18 protein-coding genes, 1 tRNA gene and 1 pseudogene are annotated in these 25636 nt (G+C 73.2%); 7 read left to right on the top strand and 13 right to left on the bottom strand.

The window, feature by feature from the left end:
• The first annotated feature begins 216 nt into the window (after positions 1 to 216).
• Together ACFWJ4_RS24000 and ACFWJ4_RS23995 are read left to right on the top strand one after the other, a co-directional pair.
• A pseudogene (locus ACFWJ4_RS24000) lies at positions 217 to 1552 on the top strand (IS256 family transposase).
• A gap of 697 nt (positions 1553 to 2249) precedes the next feature.
• Positions 2250 to 3593, top strand: a complete 1344-nt coding sequence (locus tag ACFWJ4_RS23995; protein WP_380546842.1) for a tyrosine-type recombinase/integrase — start codon at positions 2250 to 2252, stop codon at positions 3591 to 3593.
• A 62-nt stretch (positions 3594 to 3655) separates the two neighbouring features.
• Here ACFWJ4_RS23995 and ACFWJ4_RS23990 read toward each other — a convergent pair.
• From ACFWJ4_RS23990 to ACFWJ4_RS23965, 6 genes are all read right to left on the bottom strand, one after another.
• Positions 3656 to 3732, bottom strand: a tRNA-Pro gene (locus ACFWJ4_RS23990).
• Between the two features lie 135 nt (positions 3733 to 3867).
• Positions 3868 to 5298 carry an MFS transporter gene (locus ACFWJ4_RS23985; protein WP_380546840.1) on the bottom strand — a complete coding sequence of 477 codons (1431 nt, stop codon included), beginning with the start codon at positions 5296 to 5298 and terminating at the stop codon, positions 3868 to 3870.
• A gap of 102 nt (positions 5299 to 5400) precedes the next feature.
• The gene (locus tag ACFWJ4_RS23980) at positions 5401 to 6192 is read right to left on the bottom strand and encodes a DUF1684 domain-containing protein (RefSeq protein ID WP_380546838.1); all 792 of its coding nucleotides are present in this window, start codon (positions 6190 to 6192) and stop codon (positions 5401 to 5403) included.
• A 194-nt stretch (positions 6193 to 6386) separates the two neighbouring features.
• On the bottom strand, positions 6387 to 7256 hold the full coding sequence (locus ACFWJ4_RS23975; protein WP_380348121.1) for an acyl-CoA thioesterase: 870 nt from the start codon (positions 7254 to 7256) through the stop codon (positions 6387 to 6389).
• Between the two features lie 140 nt (positions 7257 to 7396).
• Positions 7397 to 8086 carry an alpha-ketoglutarate-dependent dioxygenase AlkB family protein gene (locus tag ACFWJ4_RS23970; RefSeq protein ID WP_380546850.1) on the bottom strand — a complete coding sequence of 230 codons (690 nt, stop codon included), beginning with the start codon at positions 8084 to 8086 and terminating at the stop codon, positions 7397 to 7399.
• Positions 8087 to 8414: 328 nt separating this feature from the next.
• Complete coding sequence (locus tag ACFWJ4_RS23965; protein WP_380546836.1) at positions 8415 to 9215, bottom strand: transglycosylase family protein; 801 nt, start codon at positions 9213 to 9215, stop codon at positions 8415 to 8417.
• A 590-nt stretch (positions 9216 to 9805) separates the two neighbouring features.
• Between ACFWJ4_RS23965 and ACFWJ4_RS23960 the strand changes: the two genes are divergently transcribed.
• On the top strand, positions 9806 to 10678 hold the full coding sequence (locus ACFWJ4_RS23960) for a hypothetical protein (RefSeq protein ID WP_380546835.1): 873 nt from the start codon (positions 9806 to 9808) through the stop codon (positions 10676 to 10678).
• Positions 10679 to 10961: 283 nt separating this feature from the next.
• Positions 10962 to 11852, top strand: coding sequence for a hypothetical protein (locus ACFWJ4_RS23955; RefSeq protein WP_380546833.1), 891 nt, complete (start codon positions 10962 to 10964; stop codon positions 11850 to 11852).
• A gap of 102 nt (positions 11853 to 11954) precedes the next feature.
• On the opposite strand, the gene der is transcribed toward ACFWJ4_RS23955, so the two are convergent.
• The 3 genes from der to ACFWJ4_RS23940 form a co-directional block, all read right to left on the bottom strand.
• Complete coding sequence (gene der, locus ACFWJ4_RS23950) at positions 11955 to 13409, bottom strand: ribosome biogenesis GTPase Der (protein WP_380546831.1); 1455 nt, start codon at positions 13407 to 13409, stop codon at positions 11955 to 11957.
• A gap of 176 nt (positions 13410 to 13585) precedes the next feature.
• Positions 13586 to 14299, bottom strand: a complete 714-nt coding sequence (gene cmk / locus ACFWJ4_RS23945) for a (d)CMP kinase (RefSeq protein ID WP_359899216.1) — start codon at positions 14297 to 14299, stop codon at positions 13586 to 13588.
• A gap of 337 nt (positions 14300 to 14636) precedes the next feature.
• On the bottom strand, positions 14637 to 15722 hold the full coding sequence (locus ACFWJ4_RS23940; protein ID WP_380546829.1) for a prephenate dehydrogenase: 1086 nt from the start codon (positions 15720 to 15722) through the stop codon (positions 14637 to 14639).
• 522 nt (positions 15723 to 16244) lie between these two features.
• On the opposite strand from ACFWJ4_RS23940, the gene ACFWJ4_RS23935 reads away from it, so the two are divergent.
• The 3 genes from ACFWJ4_RS23935 to ACFWJ4_RS23925 all read left to right on the top strand — a co-directional run bounded on the left by ACFWJ4_RS23935 (position 16245) and on the right by ACFWJ4_RS23925 (position 20528).
• Entirely contained in the window at positions 16245 to 18530 is a 2286-nt protein-coding gene (locus tag ACFWJ4_RS23935) for a DUF4139 domain-containing protein (RefSeq protein ID WP_380546827.1), read from the top strand.
• A 3-nt stretch (positions 18531 to 18533) separates the two neighbouring features.
• Positions 18534 to 20081, top strand: coding sequence for a mucoidy inhibitor MuiA family protein (locus tag ACFWJ4_RS23930; protein ID WP_380546825.1), 1548 nt, complete (start codon positions 18534 to 18536; stop codon positions 20079 to 20081).
• An 84-nt stretch (positions 20082 to 20165) separates the two neighbouring features.
• Entirely contained in the window at positions 20166 to 20528 is a 363-nt protein-coding gene (locus ACFWJ4_RS23925) for a DUF952 domain-containing protein (protein ID WP_359899209.1), read from the top strand.
• A 268-nt stretch (positions 20529 to 20796) separates the two neighbouring features.
• On the opposite strand, the gene ACFWJ4_RS23920 is transcribed toward ACFWJ4_RS23925, so the two are convergent.
• The 4 genes from ACFWJ4_RS23920 to ACFWJ4_RS23905 form a co-directional block, all read right to left on the bottom strand.
• Positions 20797 to 21804 (bottom strand): helix-turn-helix domain-containing protein, encoded by a 1008-nt coding sequence (locus ACFWJ4_RS23920; protein WP_380546823.1) that lies wholly within the window; start codon positions 21802 to 21804, stop codon positions 20797 to 20799.
• 340 nt (positions 21805 to 22144) lie between these two features.
• Positions 22145 to 23395: a pseudouridine synthase gene (locus tag ACFWJ4_RS23915; RefSeq protein ID WP_380546821.1), complete on the bottom strand. Its 1251-nt coding sequence runs from the start codon at positions 23393 to 23395 to the stop codon at positions 22145 to 22147.
• 62 nt (positions 23396 to 23457) lie between these two features.
• On the bottom strand, positions 23458 to 24051 hold the full coding sequence (locus ACFWJ4_RS23910; protein ID WP_380546848.1) for an SMC-Scp complex subunit ScpB: 594 nt from the start codon (positions 24049 to 24051) through the stop codon (positions 23458 to 23460).
• A 386-nt stretch (positions 24052 to 24437) separates the two neighbouring features.
• The gene (locus tag ACFWJ4_RS23905) at positions 24438 to 25280 is read right to left on the bottom strand and encodes a segregation and condensation protein A (protein WP_380546819.1); all 843 of its coding nucleotides are present in this window, start codon (positions 25278 to 25280) and stop codon (positions 24438 to 24440) included.
• Positions 25281 to 25636 lie beyond the last annotated feature (356 nt).

Here is a 25636-nt window from a genome sequence, read left to right as displayed (position 1 = left end):
GCGATCTCCCACAACCCGTCCGGAACAATCCAACTCCACGTACCCCGCCCCATGTCCCGATCAACGAGCCACCACCACATAGGACACGGTCTAAGAAGACATCTCATTTGGGCTACTGAGTAGGCCATGGCCCGGCCGAGTTCGGGGGGAGTGTCATGAATTAGGTGTCTTCCTCCCCGAAGGAGTCACCTGATGAGCACGATGACGGATCACCTGATCGAGACTGCGGGCGGCGTGTCGCTTGCCGGGGCCGGCGAGGGCGTCGAAGGTGCCGACGTGAAGTCGATGCCAGAATCGCCGAACGGCCTGTCCTACGAGTTGCTCGACGAGCTGTCCGCGTTGGCGGCCGAGAAGGTCGCCGCCGGCGGGCTGCGGCTGATGGGCGAGGGCGGGATCCTGCCCGAACTGGCCCAGCACCTCATGCAGGCCGCGCTGGAGGCCGAGATGGACCGGCACCTGGCCGCCGAGGCGGGCCGGGCCGGCGGACGCGGGTCGCGTTCGGGCGGCAACACCCGCAACGGCTACCGGAGTAAGAAGGTCATGACCGAGGTCGGGCCAGTGACGGTACAGGTGCCCAGGGACCGGCTGGGCACCTTCAGCCCCGGGCTGCTGCCGAAATACGCCCGCCGCACCGGCGCGCTGGACGACCTTGTGCTGTCGCTGACGGCGAAGGGCCTGACCTCCGGTGAGATCGTCGCCCACCTGGCCGAGGTGTACGGGATGACGACTACCAAGGAGACCGTCTCCACGATCACTGACAAGGCCCTGGAGTCGATGGCCGAATGGCGAACCCGGCCCCTGGACCCGGTCTACCCGGTGGTCTTCATCGACGCCGTGCACGTCCGCATCCGTGACGGGCACGTGGCCAACCGGCCCGTCTACGTCGCCGTCGCGGTCACCTGCGACGGCTACCGGGAGATCCTGGGCCTGTGGGCCGGCGACGGCGGCGAGGGCGCGAAGTACTGGCAGACCGTGCTGACCGAGATCCGCAACCGGGGCGTGAAGGACATCCTGATGCTGGTCTGCGACGGCCTGACCGCCCTGCCCGACGCCGTCAACGCCGTCTGGCCCCAGACTGTCGTGCAGACCTGCATCGTCCACTTGATCAGGAAGCCTGCGCTACACCTCCCGCCGGGACTGGGCCGAGGTCGCCCGCGACCTCAAGCCCGTCTACACCGCGGTCAACGAAGCCCAGGCCCGCCAACGCCTGACCGAGTTCGGCGGGAAATGGAACAGCCGCTACCCGTCGATCACAGGAATCTGGGAGCGGGCCTGGAACGAGTTCGTGCCCTTCCTCGGCTTCCCGGACGCCATCCGCCAGGTCGTCTACACCACCAACGCGATCGAGAGCCTGAACGCCCGCTACCGGCGGGCCGCCCAGGCATGCGGCCACTTCCCGAACGAGACCGCCGCCCTCAAACGCCTCTACCTGGCCACCCTCGCCCTGGACCCGACCGGCCGCGGCCGTCAACGCTGGAACAACCGCTGGAAGTCCGCCTTGAACGAGTTCGACCTGCTCTTCGACGGCCGCCTTACCGCCGGACGAGTGTAGGCCGATCAGCCCACCGAAGAACCTGTAAGCCAATCAGACGAACCACACCTAATTCCTGATAGACCCTCACTCATGGTGACATCCAGGGCTCGGGCCACCCGCTATCTTTGGCGACCCCGAGTGACAGCACTCGACCCGTGGACTGCCGAACGCACACTCCGGGCGGTCGGCACCCGCGCCCACACCCAGGCCGATACTACTCAGAGTAATCATCTTAACTCGCATGCCTGACGCTCAATCAGGACGGGGAATTCCGCACCCTCGGAAAGCGGCCGAAATTCCACCACCCGCCGAAGCGGGCCAAGCGGCCTCACGAGCGGGAATAGGCGCTCCCATTCCCGCCGGTCTCCGAAGGAATTCGATAAACTCAGAGCACCCCGGAAAGCACTCGCAGCCCCTGCCGAGCCGAGCCACCCGCCGACGCCATACCCTGACCACTCCGCACCCCAGGGCACCCATCCAGTCGCCGTCAGTAACGACACGCACGGACGGCGGGGCGTCGGCCGTGATCCACAAGGCCGCGAGTCGCTTGAGGGAGCCCCGGGTGATTTGAGCGCAGGTCAAGGGATCTCCCCAGGCCAGAGGGCCGGAGGACCCCTGGTGGTCGCACGGTGGTCCCGCCGCCCGCCGTGGTTCACCCACACGGGACGAGACTGGAAGGACCCGTACAACCACCACTGCCCATGAAGTGATCACCATGCGCTCCTCCGCCAGACGGGGCCGCGTCTACCGCCGGTGCGGCTGCCGCGACCAGCACCGCAAACAGCTCGGCGCCCGCTGCCCCCACCTCGCCACCGACCCCCACCACGGCACCTGGACCTTCGCCGTCGACAGCCACACCACGCTCGACGGCAAGCGCCACACCATCCGCCGCGGCGGCTACCTCAAGAAGAAGGCCGCGAAGAAGGCCCTGCAGCGATACCTCGACGGCGAGCGCACCGGCATCGCCCGCGACCCCGACCAGAGCGTCGCCGACTACCTCGACGACTGGTTCCACGCCAAACAGACCGAGCTGAAGCCCACCACCGCCTCCCACTACCGCAGGTACGTCTACGACGACCTCATCCCCGCCTTCCGCACCATCCTCCTCGACGACTTCCGCAGGCCCCACATCCGCGCCTTCGCCGACGACCAGCTCGCCCACGGCCGCGGCCGGGTCACCGTCCACCGCATGCTGTGCACGCTCTCCAGCGCACTCGGCGACGCTGTCCAAGCCGGCCGCCTGCGCCACAACGTCGCCCGCCCCCTGGTCATCCGCCGCCCCCGCCGCGCCGACCGCATCGAATGGACCGTCGACCACGCGGCCACGTTCCTGCGCTACGCCCACGGCGCCGACCCCCTGATCGCCGACCTCGCCGAACTCCTCATCGGCTCCGGCATCCGCAAGGGCGAGGCCCTGGCCCTCCACGAGGACGACGCCTACCTCGACAAGCGCTTCATGTACATCCGCTGGACGCTCTCGGCCATCGACAACAACGAACTCGTCTTCACCGAACCCAAGACCCGCTCCAGCCGCAGCTGGGTCGCCCTATCGGACCGCGCAACCGCCGCGATCGCCAACCGCCTCGCCCCCGACACCTTCCGCGGCCCCAACCCCGCCCCCGGACACGGCCTGGTCTTCCACCGCCACGGCCGCCCGCTCCACCCCTCCTACGTCCTGCGCCGCTTCCACCGCCTCTGCCGCGAAGCCGGCGTCCCCGTCATCGGCGTCCACGACCTGCGCCACCTCGCCTGCGCCCTGGCCATGGACGAACACGTGCCGCTGCCGATCGTCTCCAAGACGCTGCGGCACTCCACCTTCTCGACCACCGTGGACGTCTACCACTACCTGACCATCCATGCCGTCCGCGAAGCCGTCGACGCCATCAACCACGCCCTCGACAAGGCCGACCACACCGCCCTGTACGGCCACCACGCCACCCGAATCCCCCGCAACCCGCACACACCGCGGCTGACCACCCGCCAGGCACAAAAGCCGATACGCCGTCGCCAAAAGTCGACCAATTCGACCCGGCGGGACCACACTGCGACCACCAGATGACGACACAACAAAAAGGCCGCCCCCACCTTCCGGTGGAAACGGCCTACGACCTGCGAAAACGCTGGTCGGGACGACAGGATTTGAACCTGCGACCCCTTGACCCCCAGTCAAGTGCGCTACCAAGCTGCGCCACGTCCCGTGGTCTCGGCGCCTGCAGCGGGGCCTGGGGGGCTCTGCTGTGGGCTTCTCGACCTTGTCTCCGGTTGTCCCGGCGACGTGGAAAACAATACAGCACGTCGGGGGGTGCTCGCTGCCAGGTTTGGGGGTGGGTGGGTCAGGGGGTGGGGTGGCGGGCGTCGTAGGTGAGGAAGGCGGGGCGGCGGGCGGCGAGGAGGAGGACGGCGGCGACGCAGGCGAGGCCGCCGGTGATCACGGAGGTGGCGGGGTTGGTGAGGGCGGCGACGGTGCCGGACTCGAAGTCGCCGAGGCGGGGGCCGCCGGCCACGACCACGATGAAGATGCCCTGGAGGCGGCCGCGCATCTCGTCCGGGGCCGCGACCTGCATCATCGTGTTGCGGAAGATCATGCTGACGGTGTCGGCGCAGCCGGCGACCGCGAGCAGCAGGAGGCCGAGCCAGAGGTTGTGGAGGGCGCCGAAGGCCGCGATGGCCAGGCCCCAGGCGGCGACGGCAGCGAGGATGGCGGCGCCCTGGCGGTGCACGCGGCCGACCCAGCCGGAGAAGAGCGCGCCGATCAGGGCGCCGACAGCCGGGGCGGAGACCAGCAGGCCGACGGTGCCGGCGTCGCCGCCGTAGAAGGTGACCGCGATGGCCGGGAAGAGGGCGCGCGGCATGCCGAAGACCATGGCGGCCAGGTCGGCGAGGAAGCTGGTTCGCAGGTTGGGCTGGTCGCGCAGGAAGCGGAGGCCGTCGAGGACGGAGGCGCGGCCCTTGCGCTCGCCGAGCGGCCGCATGGCGGGCAGGCGCCACATCGCGTAGAGGGTGCCGGTGAAGGCGACGGTGTCGATCAGATAGGCGGCCTGGGCGCCGTAGGTGCCGATGAGGACGCCGCCGAGCATCGGGCCGACGGTGAGGCCGAGGTTCATGCTGACGGTGTTCAGGGCGTTCGCCGCCGGGAGTTGGTGGCTGGGCACCAGGCGGGGGATCATCGCGGACCGGGCGGGCGAGCTGATCGCGAAGAACCCGGCCTGGGCGGCGACGGCGGCGTACAGGACGGCGACCAGCCCGAGGCCGGCCAGTGCCTGCGCGGCCAGGGCGGCGGAGACGACGGCCAGGCCGGCCGAGCCGATCAGGCCCAGCCTGCGACGGTCGACGGTGTCGGCGATCGCGCCGCCGTAGAGGCCGAAGGCGACCAGCGGGACGAGGGAGAAGATGCCGACCAGGCCGGTCGCGAAGGCGGAGCCGGTCAGTTCGTAGACCTGGACGGAGACGGCGACGGCCGTCATCTGCTGGCCTATGGAGGAGATGGCCTGCCCGGCCCAGACCCGGCGGTAGTCGGGGTGGTCGCGCAGCGGGCTGAGGTCGGCGAACGCCCGCCGGTACCAGGGTGAGCCGGCCGCCGGTCCCGGCCCGGGTCCGCCTCCCGGCCCGGGATCGGGTTCTGACTCGGCGGCGGAGTGCGAGGAGGTGGAGGGGGCCGGGGAGGGCGCGGACGCCGAGGGGGCCGAGCCGTGCGAGGTGGACGGGGCGGGCGACGAGGACCGGGACGACGACGGGGACGGCGTGGAATGTTGATTGTTCGACATAGTCCCCCATGCTCCGCTCCGCCCCCGGACGGTCTCCCACCGGGGCCCGTGCCAGGGCCCGCCCGAGCCGAACCGCAGCCCGGCCTCGCCCCGCCCGGGCCGCTACCGGCTCAGCACCTGCCTCTCCCCCGCCTCCACCGCGAAGTCCAGCCGGTTGCCCGGCGGCGGGAAGGGGCAGATGAAGTGGTCCGAGAAGGCGCACGGCGGCAGGTAGGCCCGGTTGAGGTCGAGGACGGTGCGGCCCTCGGCGTCGGGCGCCGGCAGGGTGATGAAACGGAAGCGGTAGGTGTCGATGCCGCTGGTCGCGTCGGCGATCACGCCGCTGAGCCGCTCGCCCGACCCGCTGACGGTCAGGGTGCGGTGCTCGCCCGCCACGGTGAAGGCGATCTGCCCGGAGACGGCCAGCGGGCGTTCCCGGCCGTCGGCGTTCGGGACGACGACCGACCGTGCGTCGTCGTCCTCGAACGGGGTGAAGACGGCGGGCACGGCCCACTCGGGCGCGTACGGGTAGGCGGAGATGCCGGCGAACGCGACCCGGCGGGGTGCGGCCGGGTCGAAGACCCGCAGGGCCAGCTCGCCCTCGCGCTCGATCGGGACGAGCAGCAGGGCGCCCAGGGTGGCGGTGTCGGCGGCCGGGTCGCTGTCCGGGCGGAGCAGCACCTCGCCGTCCACGGGTGCGCCGGCGCCGTCGACCGTGATGCCGTCGGAGGCCGCGGCCCGGACCCGCACGCCCTCGGCGTCGGCCCACCAGTGCCCGGGCAGGCCGGGGATCTCGGCCGGCTCGGGCTCCAGCCAGTGCGTGCCGGTGAGTGCGAGCTGGCCGTGCTCCGCGCTCACCGACGCCGCCCGGCCGTCGCTCCAGTGCTTCCAGTCCTCCGCGGCTGTCGCCGTCATCGGTCCACCCTCCCGGTCGGTTCGCGGACGGCCCGCCGTTCGGGCCGCCCCTCTCGGTCATCCACAACACCGTCCGCTCGGACGGATCATTCCCGTCGGCCCGGAACCGCCGGAACCGCAACACGGCGGCAACGCGCCGACACGCGGTACAACACGGGGCACGGAACCGGCCGCACACATCGCCTACCGGTCACCTACCCGTCGCGGCGCTTCAGCGGACGGAACAGTCCCTCCTGCATCACGGACACCACCAGTCGGCCGTGCCGGTCGAAGATCTGTCCGCGCGCGAGGCCGCGCGCGCCGTGCGCGATGGGGGACTCCTGCTGGTACAGCAGCCAGTCGTCCGTCCGGAACGGCTGGTGGAACCACATCGCGTGGTCGAGCGAGGCCATGTCGAAGTTCCGGTCGCCCCACAGCGGCTCGACCGGGGCGCGGACGGCGTCCAGCAGCGTCATGTCGCTGGCGTAGGTGAGGGCGCAGACGTGGATCAGCGGGTCGTCCGGCAGTCGGCCGTTGGTGCGCAGCCAGACGCCGCTGCGCGCCTCGACGCCCTCCAGCTCCTCCTCGGTCCAGCGCAGCCGGTCGACGTAGCGGATGTCGAAGGGCTGGCGGCGGCTGATGAACGGGGGCAGCTCGCCGAGCCGGGACCCGACCTCGTCCAGGGCGCTGGGCAGGTCCTCGGGGGCGGCCACGGCCGGCATCGGGTACTGGTGCTCGATGCCGCCCTCCTCGGGTCTGTGGAAGTCGGCGGTGAGCGCGAAGATCGACCGGCCGCCCTGGATGCCGAGCACCCGGCGGGTGGTGAAGGAGCGGCCGTCGCGGATCCGGTCGACCTGGTAGACGATCGGCACGCCGGGGACCCCGGGGCGCAGGAAGTAGGCGTGCAGCGAGTGGACCGGGCGCGCGTCGTCCACCGTGCGCCCTGCCGCGACCAGTGCCTGCCCGGCGACCTGGCCGCCGAACGTCCGTTGCAGCGCCTCCTCGGGACTGCGCCCACGAAAGATGTTGAGTTCGATCTGCTCAAGGTCGAGCAGATCGACCAGGTCGTCGACGGGGGTACCCATGCGCACGCTTCCTCTCCGGACTCCGAATGCATTCTCCAGCTCACTCGAATTCTCCGGCGACCCGGGTCATTCCCGCGCAGCAGTCCGGAACCCCCGGTTCACTCGAACGAGTAGACGAGCGACGGCCCCGTCTCTCGGGGCTACTCCCCCAGACCCGACTCCCGGACCGTGATGTTGAGCCGCCCGACCAACCCCAGCGCCGGATCGGCCGTCCCCGGCAGCGTCCGCACCACCCCGTGGTACGCGAACCGGGCCGGACCGCCGAACACCAGCAGGTCCCCGCTGCGCAGTTCCAGGTCGGTCCACGGACGGGTCCTGGTCTCGACGTTCCCGAGCCGGAAGACGCAGCCGTCGCCCAGCGAGAACGAGACCACCGGCGCGTCCGCCCGCTCGTCGCGGTCCTGGTGGAGCCCCATCTTCGCGCCCTGCGCGTAGTGGTTGACGATCGCGATGTCCGGCTCGTACGACGCCGCGCCCGCGATCTCCCCCAGCGCGGCCCCGTACGCCTCGGCGACGGCCCTGCGGGCCAGCTCCCCGAGCAGCGGCGGGAACGGCTTGACGGGCGCACCGTCCTCGGCGACCCGCCGGTACCCGTACGGGTACCAGTGCAGGCCGAGGCTCACCATCCGGACGGACATCATCCCGCCGGTGGGCATCCGCACGGCGTGCAGGCCGGCCGGCGGGCGGGCCCACTCCCGGCAGGCGGCGACCAGGCGCTGCTGAGCGCCGAGGTCCAGCCAGCCGGGCAGCAGGACGGCGCCGGGGGCCGGTTCGGAGCGCTCGCGCCCGTCCGGGCACCCACCCGGGTCGCCGAACAGCTCACCCTGGATCACCCCACCATCCTCCCGCACCGCGCCGGCCCACGAACGCCGACGGCCGCTCCCCCGGTCGGCGGGAAGAACCCGCGCGACGGAGAAGCGGCCGTGGAAGCCGTGCACATCGACACATCGGTACGTCAGCACATCCGTACGTCGGTACATCCGTACATCGGTACGTCAGCACGTCCCTAACGTCCTGATGTCCGTACGTCGGCACGTTGGTACATCAGTTCGTCAGCACCTCGACAGGTCGGCGCATCGCCGCCCGGTCGGGCATCGGCGCCGTGAAGCCCCGCAGCCGATGCCGGCTGCGCACGGGACCTCAGCGCTCGGTGGGACCTCAGATGCTGAGGGTCTGGCCCGGGAGGATCAGGTCCGGGTTGCCACCGATGACCTTGGCGTTGTTCTGGTACAGGTCGTGCCAGTCCAGGCCCTGCGCGGCGGCGATGGAGCTCAGGGTGTCACCGGCCTTGACGGTGTAGTCGCCCTTGGCGGCCGGCTTGGCGTCGTTCGAGCGGTTCCAGGACTTGGCGCCCTGGTCGGCCTTCGGCGCGGACTTCTGGGCCTCGGCCTTCGGGGCGGCAGCCTTCGGCGCGACGGCGTCGGTCTTCGGCGCGGCCTGGGCCTTGGGGGCGGCCTTCGGGGCCTCGGCCGGCTTGGCGGCGGCCTTCGGGGCCTGCGCCGGCTTGGCGGCGGTCGAGCCGGAGGTGGAGCCCGCCGAGGTGTCGACGGCGGCCGGGGCGCCGCCCTTGGTCAGACCGGCCTTGACGGAGCAGACGGGCCAGGCGCCCGGGCCCTGCGAGGCGAGGACCTTCTCGGCGACAGCGATCTGCTGCGCCTTGGTGGCCTGGTTGGCCTGCGGGGCGTAGGCGGTGCCACCGAAGGCGGCCCAGGTGCTGGAGGTGAACTGCAGACCGCCGTAGAAACCGTTGCCGGTGTTGATGGCCCAGTTGCCGCCGCTCTCGCACTGGGCGACGGCGTCCCACGTGGAGACGGAGGCGGCGGAGGCCGAGGTGGCCGTGACGAGGCCGGCCACCGGCAGGGCCGCGACAGCGGCGCCCGCCACGACCGCCATCCGAACGCGGTTGCGCTTGGTGACGGTGGAGGTGGTGGCAGCGGCGGTCTCGTTACGGAAGGTCATGGGGTTCCTCTCGACAGCCCCGGGCGGACATGCGGAACCAGGCCCTGGAAGGGGCCTCGTTCGCTTGCCGCGTCCGTCGGACGGCCGTGCACGTGTCGGACGTGCCGCTGCCGCCCCGGCCACCCAGCCGCTCGCCGACGACCTGTTCGAGCGATCGCGTCGGCGGGCACCTGCCGCACCCGGCGGACCGGGGGGCTGTGCGTCGGGGGTGAACCCGGGTGGCGCTCGTTGCGCCGACCAAGAAGCTACGAGCCGGTCGACGAGGAAGCCAAAACTTCAACGATTTGCCCAGCTCAGCCGGGGGTTACCGATGGTAACGACCATGCAATCGTGACCGAAATGTCCGCTTTGGCCATTGATTCCTAGATCAAACATCCGTGCGGCGTGACCCACCTCACTGTTTGATTCCGGCAGTCCCGGCACTGACATCGACAGATTGCGACCACGGGAACACGCCACGCGGTCGGATCAGACGCAATTCCCGTCAGCCTCGACGGGCACCCGTGACGCCTGACACAAGGGCCCGTTGGGCATGGCGACCTCCCTGTGTCCGCCCCGAACCCCCATCCGCACCCATCCGAGGAGACCCTGTGCCGCGCATGCTCGACGTCAGCGACGAGGTCCGGTCCGAGATCGGCGACGACGAGGCCGACCGGCTGCTGGGCGGTGACCGCGCCCCCGACAGCTACGAGTGCACCTCCTGCCGGACCCCCGGCGACACGCACGTGGAGCCCACCAGCACCGTGCTGTTCGTCGGCGAGGAGACCGCCGTCCTCGCCTTCGCGCACGCCCGCTGCATCCCTTCCCAGGTGGTCCCGGTCTCCGAGGAGCAGCTGGCCGGCGCCGTCCGCAGCATCAGCCAGTCCCAGCCCGGCGGCCCGGACCTGGCCGTCCCCGCCGCCGCGCCGGGCGCCCCCGCACCAGTCCCCGCCCCGGCACCGGCCCCGGCCGCGCCCGGCGGACCCGCCCCGACCCCGCCGGCCGCGGCCGGCCAGGCCGCCATCCTCGGCATCACCTGCGGGCTGGTGCTGCACGGCAAGGTCGGGCACGCCTCGCTGGTGGTCGAGCCGACCGGGCCGGTCGGCCGCCCCGGCAGCACCTCGGGCGAGGACGAGTTCCTCGACCTGCTCCACGACGCCGGCTTCCAGCCCGTCACCGACCTGGACGAGACCCCGGACCAGCTGCCCGGCTGGTCCGTCCTGGTCGCGATGGGCAAGCTGCACGCGGTCCTCCAGCCCGCCGCGGCCGGCGGCAGCACCGGCTGGTGGCAGGCGCACCAGCCGCTCCAGGTCACCGACGCCTGGCGGATGGCCGCGAACCAGCTGTCCGAGGTGACGATGTACGCCGTGCCGGCCGGCATGGTCGGACGCCAGCCCCGCGAGGACCTGCTGCGCCAGGCGCTGGAGCGGGCGGTGGCGCTGGGCCAGGTGGTCGCCGCCTCCCTCCCGCTCGCCGGCACCTGATCCGTCCCGGCGCCCCGTCCCGCCCGGTCCCGCCCCGTACCCGCCGGAATGCGGCCTCCTCCCCCGTGGCCGTCTTCCGGCGGGCGGGCGCGCGCCCAGCGCCCCAACGCCCCGGTACGCCCAATTCCCCGATACGCCCAACACCCCGGCGCACCGCCCGCCCCGTACCCCGGCGCCCCCGTACTCCGCCCGGCGCGCTCTCCCCCTTCACGCTCCGGGGTGTGGGCGCACCCACACCCCGGCGCCCCGCATCCCCCCGCCCCTCTCACTCGTTGGCTCCTACGTGTACAGCTACGACGTCTCCGCAGCCCCCGGCCGGTCCGCCACCGCCTCGCGCTCGATCCCGGGCATGCGCCCGTCGTACGACGCCGAGCACCCGCACTCCGCCACGCCGATCTACGACGAGCTGTACTCCGAGTACCGGCGCCTCTTCCGTGCCCTGCCCGGCGACCGCTCGGGGGAGGAGGACCTGAAGTTCACCGGCTTCGCGGTCCGCGACGGCTACCCGGTGCTCGGTGAGCAGCGCCCGTACCCGCCCCAGCAGCAGGCCTTCCACACCCTCGCGGGCCAGACGCCGGGCCTCCCCCAGTTCATGCCGAGCTCCCAGCACCACGGGTCCGGGCCGACCGGCGGCCACCAGCACGGCCATGCCGGTGCCCAGCAGCACGGCCACGGCGGCGCTCACAGCGGCACCCACACCGGCGCCCACGCCAATACCCACACCGGCAGTCACCACGGAAGTCACACCGGTGATCACAACGGCGCGCACACCGCAGGAAGCCACGTCGGCGGCCACACCGGCACCCACGCCGCAAGCCTCACCACCGGCCGTCACCACGGCCACCCCGGCAGCCACTCCGGCGGCCAACCCGAGCCCACCACCCCCACACCCGCCGGCGACGGCCCGGGCCACGCCACCGCAGCCCCGGCCCAGGAGCAACCCGCCCTCCCCACCGCCCAGTTCACCAACGGCCAGGGCTGGGTCGCGACCGGCTACCTGGGCTCGTCCCCGCACCCCACGTCGATGCCGGTCCCCGCGCCCCAGCCCCCGGCACCGCCCGCGCCCTCCCCGGTGATGGGTACGGTCTCCGGCCTCGCCCCCACCCGGTCCACCGGCGGCCGCCACCGCCAAATGCTCTCGCTGCCCCCTGGTCCCACGGTCGACCACCGCTGACGCCCCCGCCCCGCGCCCCGAAAACGCCGGAGGGCCCCGCCACCACTGCGGCGAGGCCCTCCGGCCGTCGGTCGGCGGACCGACCACTCCTTCTACCTGCTACTACTTCTTCTTTCGCTTCTCCCGGACCCGCACCGAGATCGAGATCGGCGTCCCCACGAACCCGAACTCCTCACGCAGGCGGCGCTCGATGAAGCGCCGGTAACCGGCCTCCAGGAAGCCCGAGGAGAACAGCACGAAGCGCGGCGGACGGATGCCGGCCTGGGTGCCGAACAGGATGCGCGGCTGCTTGCCGCCGCGGATCGGGTGCGGGTGGGCGGCGACCAGCTCGCCGAGGAAGGCGTTCAGGCGCGCGGTCGGGATGCGGGTCTCCCAGCCCTCCAGCGCGCTCTCGACCGCCGGGACGAGCTTCTCCATGTGCCGACCGGTCTTGGCCGAGACGTTGACCCGCGGGGCCCACTGCACCTGGACGAGGTCGCGCTCGATCTCGCGCTCCAGGTAGTAGCGGCGCTCCTCGTCCAGCTGGTCCCACTTGTTGTAGGCGATGACGACGGCGCGCCCGGCCTCGACGGCCATCGAGATGATCCGGGTGTCCTGCTCGGCGAGGGTCTCGCTGGCGTCGATCAGGACGACCGCGACCTCGGCCTTCTCCAGCGCGGAGGAGGTGCGCAGCGAGGCGTAGAAGTCGGCGCCGGCGGTCAGGTGGACCCGGCGGCGGATGCCGGCGGTGTCCACGAACTTCCAGGTCTTGCCGCCGAGCTCGATCATCTCGTCGACCGGGTCACGGGTGGTGCCGGCCAGCTCGTTGACGACGACGCGCTCCTCGCCGGCGACCTTGTTCAGCAGGCTGGACTTGCCGACGTTGGGCCGGCCGATCAGCGCGATGCGGCGCGGGCCGCCGGGGGCGGCGTCGCCGAAGGTCTGCGGCGGGGCCTCGGGCAGCGCGTCCATGACGGCGTCCAGCAGGTCGCCGGAGCCGCGGCCGTGCAGGGCCGAGACCGGGAACGGCTCGCCCAGGCCGAGCGACCAGAGGTAGGCGGCCTCGGCCTCGGTGGAGGGGCCGTCGACCTTGTTGGCGCACAGGACGGTCGGCTTGCCCGCCCGGCGGATGAGCTTGATCAGGGCCTCGTCGGTGTCGGTGGCACCGACGGTGGCGTCCACCACGAACAGCACAGCGTCGGCCTGCTCGATGCCCAGCTCGGCCTGGGCGGCCACCATGGCGTCGATGCCGAGGACGTCGATCTCCCAGCCGCCGGTGTCGACCACCTTGAAGCGGCGGCCGTTCCAGCTGGCCTCGTAGGTGACCCGGTCGCGGGTGACGCCCGGCTTGTCCTCGACGACGGCCTCGCGGCGGCCGATGATGCGGTTCACCAGGGTCGACTTGCCGACATTCGGGCGGCCGACGACGGCCAGCACCGGCAGTCGGACGTGCTCGGCACCGTCCACGGCGTCGAAGCCGTCGAGGTCGAAGCCCTCTTCGGCGGCGAGTGCCATGAACTCGGCGTAGTCGGCGGCGTCCAGCTCACCGTGGCCGGTGGCGGCGTGCTCTGCGGTCATGTTCGTCTGTTCCGTTTCCCGGCCCGGCCCTTCCCAGGGGCGTGCCGTGCGTACCTGCCCCGCTCGGGGCAGCGCGATGGTTGTCTCCGCGGCACCTCGACGGCCCGCGGTTCACTTCGGTCGTTGGTCGGCCCGAGCGTGCTCGGACCGGTCCCGATCGGACCGGCGGCCGCCGGTCAGACCGCGGACAGTCCGGCCCGCTCCTCCACCAGCCCGGCGATCCGGTCGATCACCTGCTCCAGGGTGAGGTCGCTGGTGTCGACCAGGACCGCGTCCGCGGCCTGGGCCAGCGGGGCCGTCTTCCGGGAGGAGTCGGCGGCGTCGCGGCGGGCGAGGTCGGCGGCCATCGCGGTGATGGTCGCCTCCTCCACGCCCTTGGCGCGCAGCTCGGCCGCCCGGCGCGCGGCCCGGGCCTGCTCGGAGGCGGTCAGGAAGACCTTGACGGTGGCGTCCGGGAACACCACGGTGCCCATGTCCCGGCCCTCGGCGACGATGCCGCGCTCGGCGACCTCGGCGCAGCCGCGCTGCAGCTCCACCAGCCGGGACCGTACGGCGGGGACCGCGGACACGGCGCTGACCTTGGCGGTCACCTCGGGGCCGCGGATCGGGCCCGACACGTCCTGGCCGTCCACCGTGATGGTGGGGCCGTCGGCGTCGGTGCCCGAGACGATCACCGGCTTGCCGCACGCGACGGCCACCGCCTCCGGGTCGTCGACGTCGACCTCGTTGGCCAGCATCCACCAGGTCATCGCCCGGTACATGGCGCCGGTGTCCAGGAAGCTCAGGCCCAGCCGGGCGGCGACCGCCCGCGAGACGGTCGACTTGCCGGAGCCGGAGGGTCCGTCGATGGCGACGACGACCGGGGCGTGCGCTCGGTCGGCAGTGTCCACGGGGCGAACCTCTCTCGAAGCATGGGAGCCGGAGCCTGGGCAGGCGGACGGCCGGGGATTGTCTCCCTCAAGGTTAATGGACCGCCGCCGTGACACTCTCCGCCGCTGTCCGGCCCGACCGGTCGAGACGGACCGGGCGGTCGAGACGAACCGGGCGGCGTGACCCGGTCGACCTCGGCCAGTCGACACGGATTGGTCGGTAAAGACTAATCGATACCGACCGGTCGACTCGGACCAGTCGAACTCCCAGCATGCCGGTACACCGGTACCCCGTGTACCTGGTGCACCAGGTACTCCCGGTACACCGGGCACAGGCCGGGCCGCTCGCCGGGGAACGTCAGTCCCGGACGCTCCAGCCGCTCGCCCGCAGCGCCTTGGTCAGCCGCTTCACCGCCGTCGGCGCGACCGACAGCTGGACGAAGCCGACCTGCTGCCCGGTCGAGTGCTCGATGACGACGTCCTCGATGTTGACCCCGGCGTCGCCGACCTCCCCGAACAGCCGGCCCAGCTCGCCCGGCTGGTCGCCCAGCACGACCGCCACGGTCTCGTACCGGGTGGGCGGCGCCCCGTGCTTGCCGGGGATCCGGGCCTGACCGGTGTTGCCGCGCCGCATGACGGCCTCGATCCCGGCCGCTCCCGCCTGGCGCTCGTCCTCCTCGACGGCTTCCATGGCACGCAGCGCGGTGACCGTCTCGGCGAGGTCGCGGGCGACCCCCTCCAGGACGTCGGCGACCGCGCCCGCGTTGGCGGAGAGGATGTCGACCCACATGCCGGGGTTGGAGGCGGCGATCCTGGTGACGTCGCGCACGCCCTGACCGGACAGCCTTATGGCGGTCTCGTCGGCGTTCTCCAACCGGGCCGCGACCAGCGAGGAGACCAGCTGCGGGGCGTGCGAGACCAGGGCGACCGCCCGGTCGTGCTCGGCGGCGTCCATCACGATCGGCACCGCGCCGCAGAGCGCGACCAGCTCCAGCGCGGCGTTGAGCGTCTCGGTGTCGGTGTCCGCGGTCGGGGTGAGCACCCAGGGGCGGCCCTCGAAGATGTCGGCGCGGGCGGCCAGCGGGCCGGACCTCTCACGGCCGGCCATCGGGTGACTACCGATGTAGTGGACGGTGTCGCAGCCGAGCTCGGCGATCTCGCCGCTCGGGCCGGCCTTCACGCTGGCGACGTCGGTGTACCAGTGCGCCAGGTTGCGGCGCTGGCAGTCGGCGAGCACCTTGCCGACCAGCGCGGGCGGGACGGCGATGATCGCCAGGTCCACCGGGCCGTCGACCGGGTCGGTGATGCCCGCGCCGAGCGACTCGGCGGTACGGGCCGCGTCCGGGTCGGCGTCCTCCAGATGGACGGTCAGCCCGCGAGCGGTCAGCGCGAGCGCGGCGGAGGTGCCGATCAGTCCGGTGCCGACGACGACGGCAGTGCGCATGGCGGGTCGCTCTCCTCATCACGAATCTCGACAGGTGCCGGGACCGTTCGGGAGCACCCGCGCCCCATCCTCCCTCATCCACCCCGCCGAAGTCCCCACCCACTGCCCGGCAACCCGAACGGCAGCCCCGGCAGCTTCCGGCACCGGCAACCGCCACGGACCCGCCCCCGTCCCACACAGTGCGCACGTCGGACCCGGAAATCCTGCGACGCCCGCCCCGAAGCGGGGCAGACTGGCCGCCCGGAGGAAGGCGCGGGCTGCACGGAACCTGGGCAACGCAGAAGAAACGGACCGGCAGCAGAACAGTTCAGGACAGTCAGAACAGCAAGCAGAGGCGAACAGGGCAGGCAGGCGGGCGAGCCGGAGGCCCGCACGGCACAACGAGCACCGCAGGACGAACACCGCACGACGAGCACCGCACAACAAGCACCGCACGACGAGCACCGCACCGCCGAGCACCGCACCGCCGACGCCACGCGGCGGGGGAACACCTCGGGGAACACGCGAACGAAGGGGTTGCGCATGGACGATCAGCACAACGGCCGGAGCGGGCAGTCGAAACCGCCGACCGTACCGGCCCACCCGTCGGTCCTGGACTCCGTCGTGGTGTACGCCGAAGGCGCGGTGTGCCGCCGACGGGCCACCGTCCCGGTCCCGCCCGGGGGACGGCTGCGGCTGACCGGTCTGCCCGCCGCCCTGGACGGCCGCTCGCTGCGCGCCCGGGTGCTCTCCGGACCGGCCGGCACCGCCGTCACCGAGGCCCGGCTGGAACTGCTCGCCGAACTCCGCGAGCCGGATGAACTCCCGGACCTGAAGCGGGCGCTGGACGAGGCCACCGAGCGCCGCAGCGCGCTCGCCGAGCGCCACCGGCTGGTCCTGGCCTCGATCGCCGAGACCGCCGCACTGCGCGCCGTCCCGCCGCAGCGCCGACGCGACGAGCCGCTGCGCCGCACGCCCGCCGACGCGTGGCTGGAGCTCGCCGACTTCGTCGACGAGCGGCTGGCCCGGCTCCAGGAACGCGCCGAGCAGCTCACCCGGGAGCTGGAACTCGCCGATCACGAGCTCGACTTGGCCGCCGACCGGCTGGAACGGGCGTCCCCCGCCGACCGGGCCGAGCCGATCGGCACCAGCACCACCGTCCTGCTCACTCTCACCGCTCCCGGCACCACGCCCGGCACTGCCCCCGGCGCCACCGCGGGCACCGCCGCCCTCACCACTCCCGGCGTCACCGAGGACACCGCCCCCGACGGTGACCACCTCGACCTGGAACTGGAACTGGAGTACGGCGTCCCCGCCGCCCGCTGGGTGCCCGCCTACCGGTTGTCCTACCGGACCGGCTCCGACACCGCCCACCTGGTCCTGCGCGCCGCCATCGCCCAGCGCACCGGCGAGGACTGGACGGGCGTGCGCCTCGCCCTGTCCACCGCCGACCTCGACCGCCGCACCGACCTGCCCCGGCTCGCCTCGCTGCGGATCGGACGCAGCCAGCCCGCCCCGCCGCCCTCCGGCTGGCGCGAGCCCCCGGCCGGCCTGACCGACCTCTTCACCGGCTACGACGCGGCCGACGCCGACCGCCCCGCCCCGCACCACCGACCCCACCACACCGCATCCCGCCCGATCGTCACCTCCACCCCGACGCCCGTCTCCGCCGCCCCTGCCGCCCGCTCGGCCCGTCTCAGCGGCGCACGTCCGGGCGGTCCCCGGGCCGAGGCCTTCGGGGCCGACGAGCAGATCGCCCCCGCGGCCGGCCCGTACGGCGGTGGCCTGCTGAGCGCCGACGAGCCGATGCCCCCGCCCCCGGGCGGCCCTGGTGGCTTCGCCGGCTACGGCGCCCCGCCGCCGCTCCTGTCCCCGGCCCCGGTCGCCGCCTACGCACCACTGCCGCAGGCTCCGGGCGGCCTCCCGCCCGGGGAGGCCCGCCGCCGCGTCGGCCACGCCGCCCCACCGCCGCCTCCGCCCGGCCTCGCCCCGGACGCCACTCTGCTCGACTACCCCGACCTCGTCCTGGCCGGCCCGGAGGAGCCCCCCGCCCGGCGCGGCACCCTGCACGCCCGCCCCGAACGGATCGAGCGCGAGGAGCAGGCCTGGCCCCTGCCCGGCGGCAGCGGTACCGCGCAGCTGCGCACCCTCGCCCTGCCCCGGCACGCCGTCCCGCCCCGCGAGTCGGCCGGCTCCTTCGACCACCGCTTCGACGCCGCCGCCCCCGCCGACATCCCGTCCGACGGCACCTGGCACACCGTCACCGTCGGCGAGATCCCCCTCGCCGTCCGACCCGAGTACGTCACCGTCCCCGCCGTCGAGGAGAAGGTGTACGCGACCCTGGTGCTCGCCAACCGCACCGACCAGGCCGTCCTGGCCGGCCCGGCCGAGGTCACCGTGGACGACGAGTTCCTGCTCACCGCCGCCCTGCCCACCCTGGCGCCCGGCGGCACCCGGCGGCTGGGCATCGGCGTCGCCGAGAGCATCGAGGTGGCGCGCCGCACCGAGCTGCACGAGTCCACCACCGGCATGCTGAAGGGCAACAGCACCGTCCTCGACCACCGGGTGCACGTCCGGCTGGCGAACCGGCTCGCACGCGCCGTCACGGTGGAGGTCCGCGAGCGGGTGCCGGTCACCTCCGACGCCGAGATCCGGATCGAGGAGCGGGCCGACTGGCACGCCCCGACCGTCTCCGCACCGGACTGCCCGCCCAGCACCCGGCTCTGGCGCGTCGACCTGCCGCCGGGCGGGCGCACCGAGCTGGACGGCGGCTACCTGATCAAGATCCCGGCCGGAAAGGCCATCGTCGGCGGAAACCGGAGGAACTGAGCGATGACCGTCGAGACCCTTCCCCTCCCCGTCACCGCCGTGACCTGCCTGGAGGACCGCAGCCAGGTCGAGCGCACCACGACGGTCGGGCTCGCCGCGGGCGTGCAGCGGCTGCGCCTCGGCCCGCTCACCGCCCTCGCCGTCGACCGCACCCTGCGCGCCGAATCCGCCACCGACGGCGTCCGGGTGCTGGACGCCCGGCTGGTGCGCGACTGGACCCCGCGCGCCCCGCTGCCGCCCGGCCCGGAGGACTCCGAACTGCGCCACCGGCTGCACCGGCTGGACGCCGAGACGCGGCTGGCCGACCAGACCCGGGCCCGGTTGGAGGCCCGCCTGGCACTGCTCGCCCAGCTCTCCGCCGACCTGCTGCGCGAGATCGGCGAAGGCGCCGGCCTCGGCGAGCTCGAACCCAACCGCTGGGCCCGGGAGCTCGGCCGGGTGGACACCGAACGCGAGCGCTACGGCGAGGACCTGCGCGCCACCCACTCCCGGCTGCGCCGCCTGGAGCAGGAGCGCTCACAGGCCCTGATCGCGCTGGACCGGGCGGAGGAGGACCCGGCCGAGCTGACCGCCCACCTGGAGCTCACCGTCGAGGCGGCGCGGCCCGGCCCCGCCGAGCTGACCGTCTCCCACCTGGTGCCCTGTGCGCTGTGGCGACCCTCCTACCGGGCGACCCTGGACGGCACCGACCTGCGCCTGGAGTCGGAGGCGGTGGTCTGGCAGCGCACCGGCGAGGACTGGACGAACGCCCGGCTCACCTTCTCCACCGCTCGCTCCGCCCTCGCCACCGCCCCGCCCGCGGTCGCCGAGGACGTCCTGGTGCTGCGCGAACGCACCGACGAGGAGCGCCGCACGGTCGAGGTCGAGCTGCGCGAGGAGGCGGTCGCCACCCTGGGCGCGGACTCCAGGGTTCCGGGCGTGGACGACGGCGGCGAGGTCCGGGTGCTGCCCGCCCCCGCCCCCGCGACCGTGCCCTCCGACGGCCGCGCCCACCGGGTGCCGCTGGGCGCCTTCACCGGGCCGGCGAGCAGCGAGTACGCCTGCGCCCCGGAACTGTCCCCGCTGGTCACCCAGGTGGTCCGGTTCCGCAACACGGCCGGGCACCCGCTGCTGTCCGGCCCGGTCGAGCTGGTCCGCGGCAGCGGCTTCACCGGCCGCGGCGAGCTCCGCTTCACCGCCGCCGGCGCCGAGGCCGAACTGTCCTTCGGCAGCTCGGACGGCTACCGGGTGGTCCGGGAGGCCGAGGAGCGCCAGGCCACCGCCGGCCTCACCGGCCGCCAGACCACCACCCGGACGGTCCGACTGCACCTGTCCCGCTTCTCCGGCCCGGAGGAGCGCGACGAGCGGATCGTCACGGTGCGCGAGCGGGTTCCGGTCAGCGAGGTGTCGGCGGTCGAGGTACGGCTGCGCAAGGAGGAGTGCGCCCCGGCGCCGGATTCCTTCGACACCGAGGGCATCGTCCGCTGGGACGTCCCGCTCGCCCCGGGCGCCCGGCGCACCCTCACCCTGGTGTACGAGGTGTCCGCGTCCGCCAAGGTGGCCGGACTCTGACCGCTGCGGTCGGCACGGCGGACACCGCCGTGCCGATGACGGCCGCTCAGGACCAAACCGGAGACAACGGGTAGAAAAGGAAGCATGATCCTCCACCTTGCTCCCCTGGACGACTGGCTGGCCGACCCCGGCCGCCCGTACGCCACCGCGTCGCTGCTCACCGACGGGTTCATCCATTGCTCGGCGGACGAACAGACGGCGCTCGCGGTGGCCAACGCCTTCTTCGCCGACACCCCCGAACCGCTGATGGTGCTGCTGATCGAGGAATCGCTGGTGGAGCCGATGGTGAAGTGGGAGGCGCCGAACGGCGCCCCGCCACCGGGGGCCACCCCCGGTGTGCTGTTCCCGCACATCTACGGGCGGCTGAACCGCACCGCCGTGGTCGGCCTGGAGAAGGTCGAGCGCGGCCCGGACGGCCGCTGGGCCGCGCTCAGCCCCTGGAGCTGACGGGGCACGACCGGGGAAAGTTATGACAATTCCCGGGGTTCACGCGAGTCTCGGGGTTCACGCCGCTCTGGGGGTTCACGCAATTCCCGGGGTTCACGCGGTTCCGAGGAGCCGGCAGCTCCCCCGCTCCCCGCCGTTCCCGCGGAACACAAGGAACACATGGAGCACGCGGAGCACGCGGAACACGCGAAATGTCATAACAATGCGGATGGCCACGACTCCACGGACCGTCGCGCCGTCACGACACCAAGAATTGTCACAACATTCCCTACAGCCACCCCCGCTCCCTGGCCGCCATCCCGGCCTGGAAGCGGGTGGTGGCGCCCAGCGAGCGCATCAGGCTCTGGAGGCGGCGCTGGGTGGTCCGGGCGCTCCAGCCGAGCGAACGGGCGATCGACTCGTCGGTGAGCCCGGCCGCCAGCAGGCCCAGCAGCTTGCGGTGGTCGGCCTCCGGCCCCGACGCACCGTCCTCCGACCCGGCCTCCGCCTGCAACCGCACGGCCCGCTCCCACTCCGCCTCGAACAGCGTGTCCAGCGCCTGGAGCAGCGCCGAGGGGTGGATCACGTACGCGGCATCCAGCACGCTGTCACCGACGCTGATCGGGATGATGGCCATCCGGTCGTCCGAGATGATCATCTTCATCGGCAGCGCCGGCCGGACCCGCGCCTCCTCGCCGTCCTCGACCCCGGCCAGGATGTTCTTCTCCAGCCGCCCCGGCCAGGCCACCGCCTCCCGGTCGTAGATCGTCCGGAACTTCACGCCCTCGCGCAGCCGCCGCCGCTGCAGGGGCATCGGCGCCACCGGGTCCTGGATGTACGGCGGACGGTCGAAGCCGCGCACCTGGTACTGGCTGGTCTCGGTGATGTGCTCCAGCCGCTGGGCGATCGCCTCGCCGCCCGTCAGCACCTCCACCGAGTGCGCCGGGTCGGTGTACCGCGAGGCCTCCCGGAAGGCGTCCATCAGCCGGTGCATCTCGGCCCGGGCGTAGCGGAGCTCCGACTCCCGGTGCCCGATCAGCGTGCCGATCGCGACGTCCGGCGGGACCGGCAGGTAGCGGTGCCGGTCCACCGGCGCCCGGGTGGCCATGCCCTGCTGCGCCAACCGGTCCAGTGCGCGCACGCTCTGCTGGAACGTCAGCCCGCAGCTCTCCGCCAGCTCCTCCGCCGTGGACTGGGGGTTGGCCACCAGTGCCGCGTAGACCTGCCCGTCCGGCTCCGCCAGTCCCAGCGCGCCGAGGGCCTGTCCGCCGGCCCGTCCCAGTGCTGCATCGGACACGACGCCCTCTCCCCCTGCTCGCCCGTTCCCGTTGGCTCGTTCCCGCCCCGACCCGCGCGCCCCGTGCTGGCGCAGTCCCGCCACACCGCGGCGTGGTGCGCCGGTGGCCATCCTCGGCCACGGATCATGACGCTGACAAGGCCGTGACCAGCGGTTGCGTCCCGGCTCACACCACTCGTCCGAAACGTGGACGTCCGCAGCGCCCGCCCGCACACACCCCACACGTGAACACCCGCACATGGACACCCGCACGCCCCGGACCGGGGGTCCCCGGGAACGCCGGAGCCCCCGGCCGCAGCAGGTGCGGCCGGGGGCTCCGGCAGAGCGGACGGGGACGGGCCTACAGGCCGACCTCGCGCATCAGCTGGCCGACCTCCGGGTTGGTCAGACGGCGCAGCCAGCCCGACTTCTGGTCGCCCAGGGCGATCGGGCCGAAGTGGGTGCGCACCAGCTTCTCGACCGGGAAGCCGGCCTCGGCCAGCATCCGGCGGACGATGTGCTTGCGGCCCTCGTGCAGGGTCACCTCGACCAGGTAGTTCTTGCCGACGTTGGAGATCACCTTGAAGCTGTCGGCGCGCGCGTAGCCGTCCTCCAGCTCCACGCCCTGGGCCAGCTGCTTGCCCAGGTCGCGCGGGATCGGGCCCTGGATCGCGGCCAGGTAGGTCTTGGTCACGCCGTAGCGCGGGTGGGTGAGACGGTGGGCCAGCTCGCCGTGGTTGGTGAGCAGGATGATGCCCTCGGTCTCGGTGTCCAGGCGGCCGACGTGGAACAGCCGGGTCTCCCGGTTGGTCACGTAGTCGCCCAGGCACTGGCGGCCGTCCGGGTCCTCCATGGTGGAGACCACGCCGGCCGGCTTGTTCAGCGCGAAGAACAGGTAGGACTGGGTGGCGACGGTCAGGCCGTCCACCTTGATCTCGTCCTTCTGGGGGTCGACCCGCTTGCCCTGCTCGGTGACGCGCTTGCCGTTGACCTCGACCCGGCCCTGCTCGATCAGCTCCTCGCAGGCGCGGCGGCTGCCGACGCCGGCCCGGGCCAGCACCTTCTGCAGGCGCTCGCCCTCGGGCTCGCCGAAGGTCTTGGGGAGCTTGACGGCCGGCTTGTCGTGCCGGGCGAGGACGGCGTCCTCGATCTTGGCCTGCAGCTCGCGCGAGCGCTGCGGCTGACGGCGCGGGTCGCCCGGGGCGCCCTGGCCCTCACGGCGCGGGCGCGGGGCCGGGCCGGGGCGCCGGCCGGTGTAGCCGCCGCGGGCCGGGGTGGCGTTGGGGCCGCCGCCGTACTCGGGGCGGTCGTACTTGCGCTCCTCGGGCCGCAGCGGGCGGTCCGGGTAGCGGCGGTCGTCACGCCGGTCGTCCCGGCGGCCCTCGCGCCGGTCGTCACGACCGTACGAGCCGCCGCGCGAGCCCGACCCCGAAGCGGAGCCGCCGCGGCCACCGCCGCCGCCGTACGAACCCCCGCGCGCGCCCGAGCCGCCGCCGCCGCGGCTGCTGCTGCTGCCGCCGCCGCCATAGGAGCTGCCGCCCCGGCCCCCGCCCTGCCCGCCGCGACCGCTCCCGCCGCCGCTGCTGTTCCTGCCGTTGCCACTGCTACGCATCAAAGTGTCCGTACGTCGTTCCGTCTGGGATGTGCGGTCGTTTCGGCCGACCTCACCGCCCCCTACCGATCGGGCCCGGCCCGATCGGCCTCGCCACTGCCGTCCGCGGCCTGCGCGGCAGCGGCGGCGACCGCCTCCGCGATCATCGTGCCCTCCAGGGACTCCGCTTCCACGTCGTCGACCTCGGGCAGGAAGGGAGCAAGCTCCGGCAGCTCGTCCAGGCCGCGGAGCCCCATCCGTTCCAGGAAGTAGTTCGTCGTCCGATACAGGATCGCACCTGTTTCGGGCTCGGATCCGGCCTCTTCCACCAGTCCTCGCTGTACCAGGGTACGCATCACGCCGTCACAGTTCACACCGCGGACGGCGGAAACCCGCGATCTGGACACCGGCTGCCGGTAGGCGACCACCGCCAGGGTCTCCAGCGCGGCCTGGCTGAGCCGGGCCTGCTGGCCGTCCAGGAGGAAGCGGTCGACGGCCGCGGAACAGGTGTCCCGGCTGTAGAACCGCCAGCCGCCCGCGACCAGCCGCAGGTCGAAACCGCGGCCCTGGGCCGTGTACTCGACGGACAGCTCCCGCAGCGCGGCCGCCACCTCGGCCCGGGGCCGCTCCAGCACCCCTGCCAGCCGCTCCTCCGCCACCGGCTCGTCGACGACCATCAGGACGGCCTCCAGCTCGGCCCTCAGTCCGGCGTCGGCGGCCCCCTCGGCACCGGAAGTCGGCTGGGCCGACTTCTGACGCACGAGACGGGCCTCCGCCACCGCCCCACCCCCCGCCGGTCCCTCGGGTACCGCGGGCTCCACCGGCCCGGCGCGCTCCCCCGACTCCACCAGCCCGACCGGCGCCGCACGCTCGACCGGCGCCGCAGGCTCGACCGGCTCGACCCGCTCAGCGCGCTGCACGCGCTGAGCGGGCTCCACCGGCCGGACCGGGTCCACCGGCTCCGGCAGCAGCTCGGAGGCCGGTTCCAGCCACTCCTCGGCCCGCGGCTGCCCGGGCAGCCCCAGCGGGCGCCGCACCGGCCGCCCGTCCTCGTTCCCGCCGCTCATCGCCGCTCGCCCTCCTCGCCCTCGCCGCCCTCGCCCGCCGGCCGGTCGAACTCGTCCGTGACCTCGACCGCCACCCGGCCCTCCTCGGCCACCCAGCGCACCACCAGCTCGCCGAGCGCCTCCGGCTGCTCGAAGGCGAGCACCCGCTCCCGGTACAGCTCCAGCAGCGCCAGGAACCGGGCGACCACCACCAGGTCGTCCGGCGCATCCTCGACCAGCCGCTGGAAGGAGGCCTCGCCCAGCTCGGTGAGCAGCCCCACCACCAGGGAGGCCTGCTCGCGCACGCTCACCGGCGGGGTGTGGATGTGGTCCACGTAGACGACCGGCGCGGGCCTGGGCGCCATCGCCTTGGCCGCCAGCTCGGCGAGCCGCTGGGGCCCGACGCTGATGACGACCTCCGGCAGCAGTTCCGCGTGCCGTGGCTCCAGGGCGGCGCTCCGGGGCCGGCGCAGCAGCTCGGCCGCCCAGCGTTCGCCGAACAGCGCGGCTGCCCGCTTGTACGCCCGGTACTGGAGCAGCCGTGCGAACAGCAGGTCCCGGGCCTCCAGCAGGGCCAGGTCCGCCTCGTCCTCGACCTCCGCCACGGGCAGCAGCCGGGCCGCCTTGAGGTCGAGCAGGGTGGCGGCCACCACCAGGAACTCGGTCGCCGCGTCCAGGTCCCAGTCCGGGCCCATCGCCCGGATGTACGCCATGAACTCGTCCGTGACGGTGGCCAGCGCCACCTCGGTGACGTCCAGCTTGTGCTTGGCGATCAGGCTGAGCAGCAGGTCGAAGGGGCCCTCGAAGTTGTCCAGCCGTACCCGGAAGCCGCCCCGCGACTCGTTCTCGGCCGCGCTCATGGCAGTGGCGGTGGCGGTCGCACTCACAGCAGCCGCAGTGACGGTCGCGCTCGCGGCGGTGGCGGCCGGTGGTTCGGAGGTTCCGGAGGCTTCAGCGGCTTCAGCGGTTTCGGCGGTACTGGGCATGACGGTCCATCTTCACCCGGCCCCGCCCCCGGCCCCGCCCCGGGGCCACCGACACGCCGTTCCACCGGGCCCCGGACCAGCCTCCGCCGGCCTTCCGCCCGCCTTCCACGAGGCCTCCGCCCGGCGCACCCGGGCCCGTACGAGGCCCTCGGCGCGGCAGCCGACCCGTAGACCGGCCCCGGATCCCCGGAAACGCCCCTCCGGAGCCCGGCACGGCCCTCGGGCGCCGG

The sequence above is a fragment of the Kitasatospora sp. NPDC127067 genome (genome assembly GCF_042724755.1).
GTDB classification, from domain to species: Bacteria; Actinomycetota; Actinomycetes; order Streptomycetales; family Streptomycetaceae; genus Kitasatospora; species Kitasatospora lactacystinica.
Note: the sequence above shows the minus strand (reverse complement) of the source record. Positions and strands in the feature narration are given on the sequence as shown.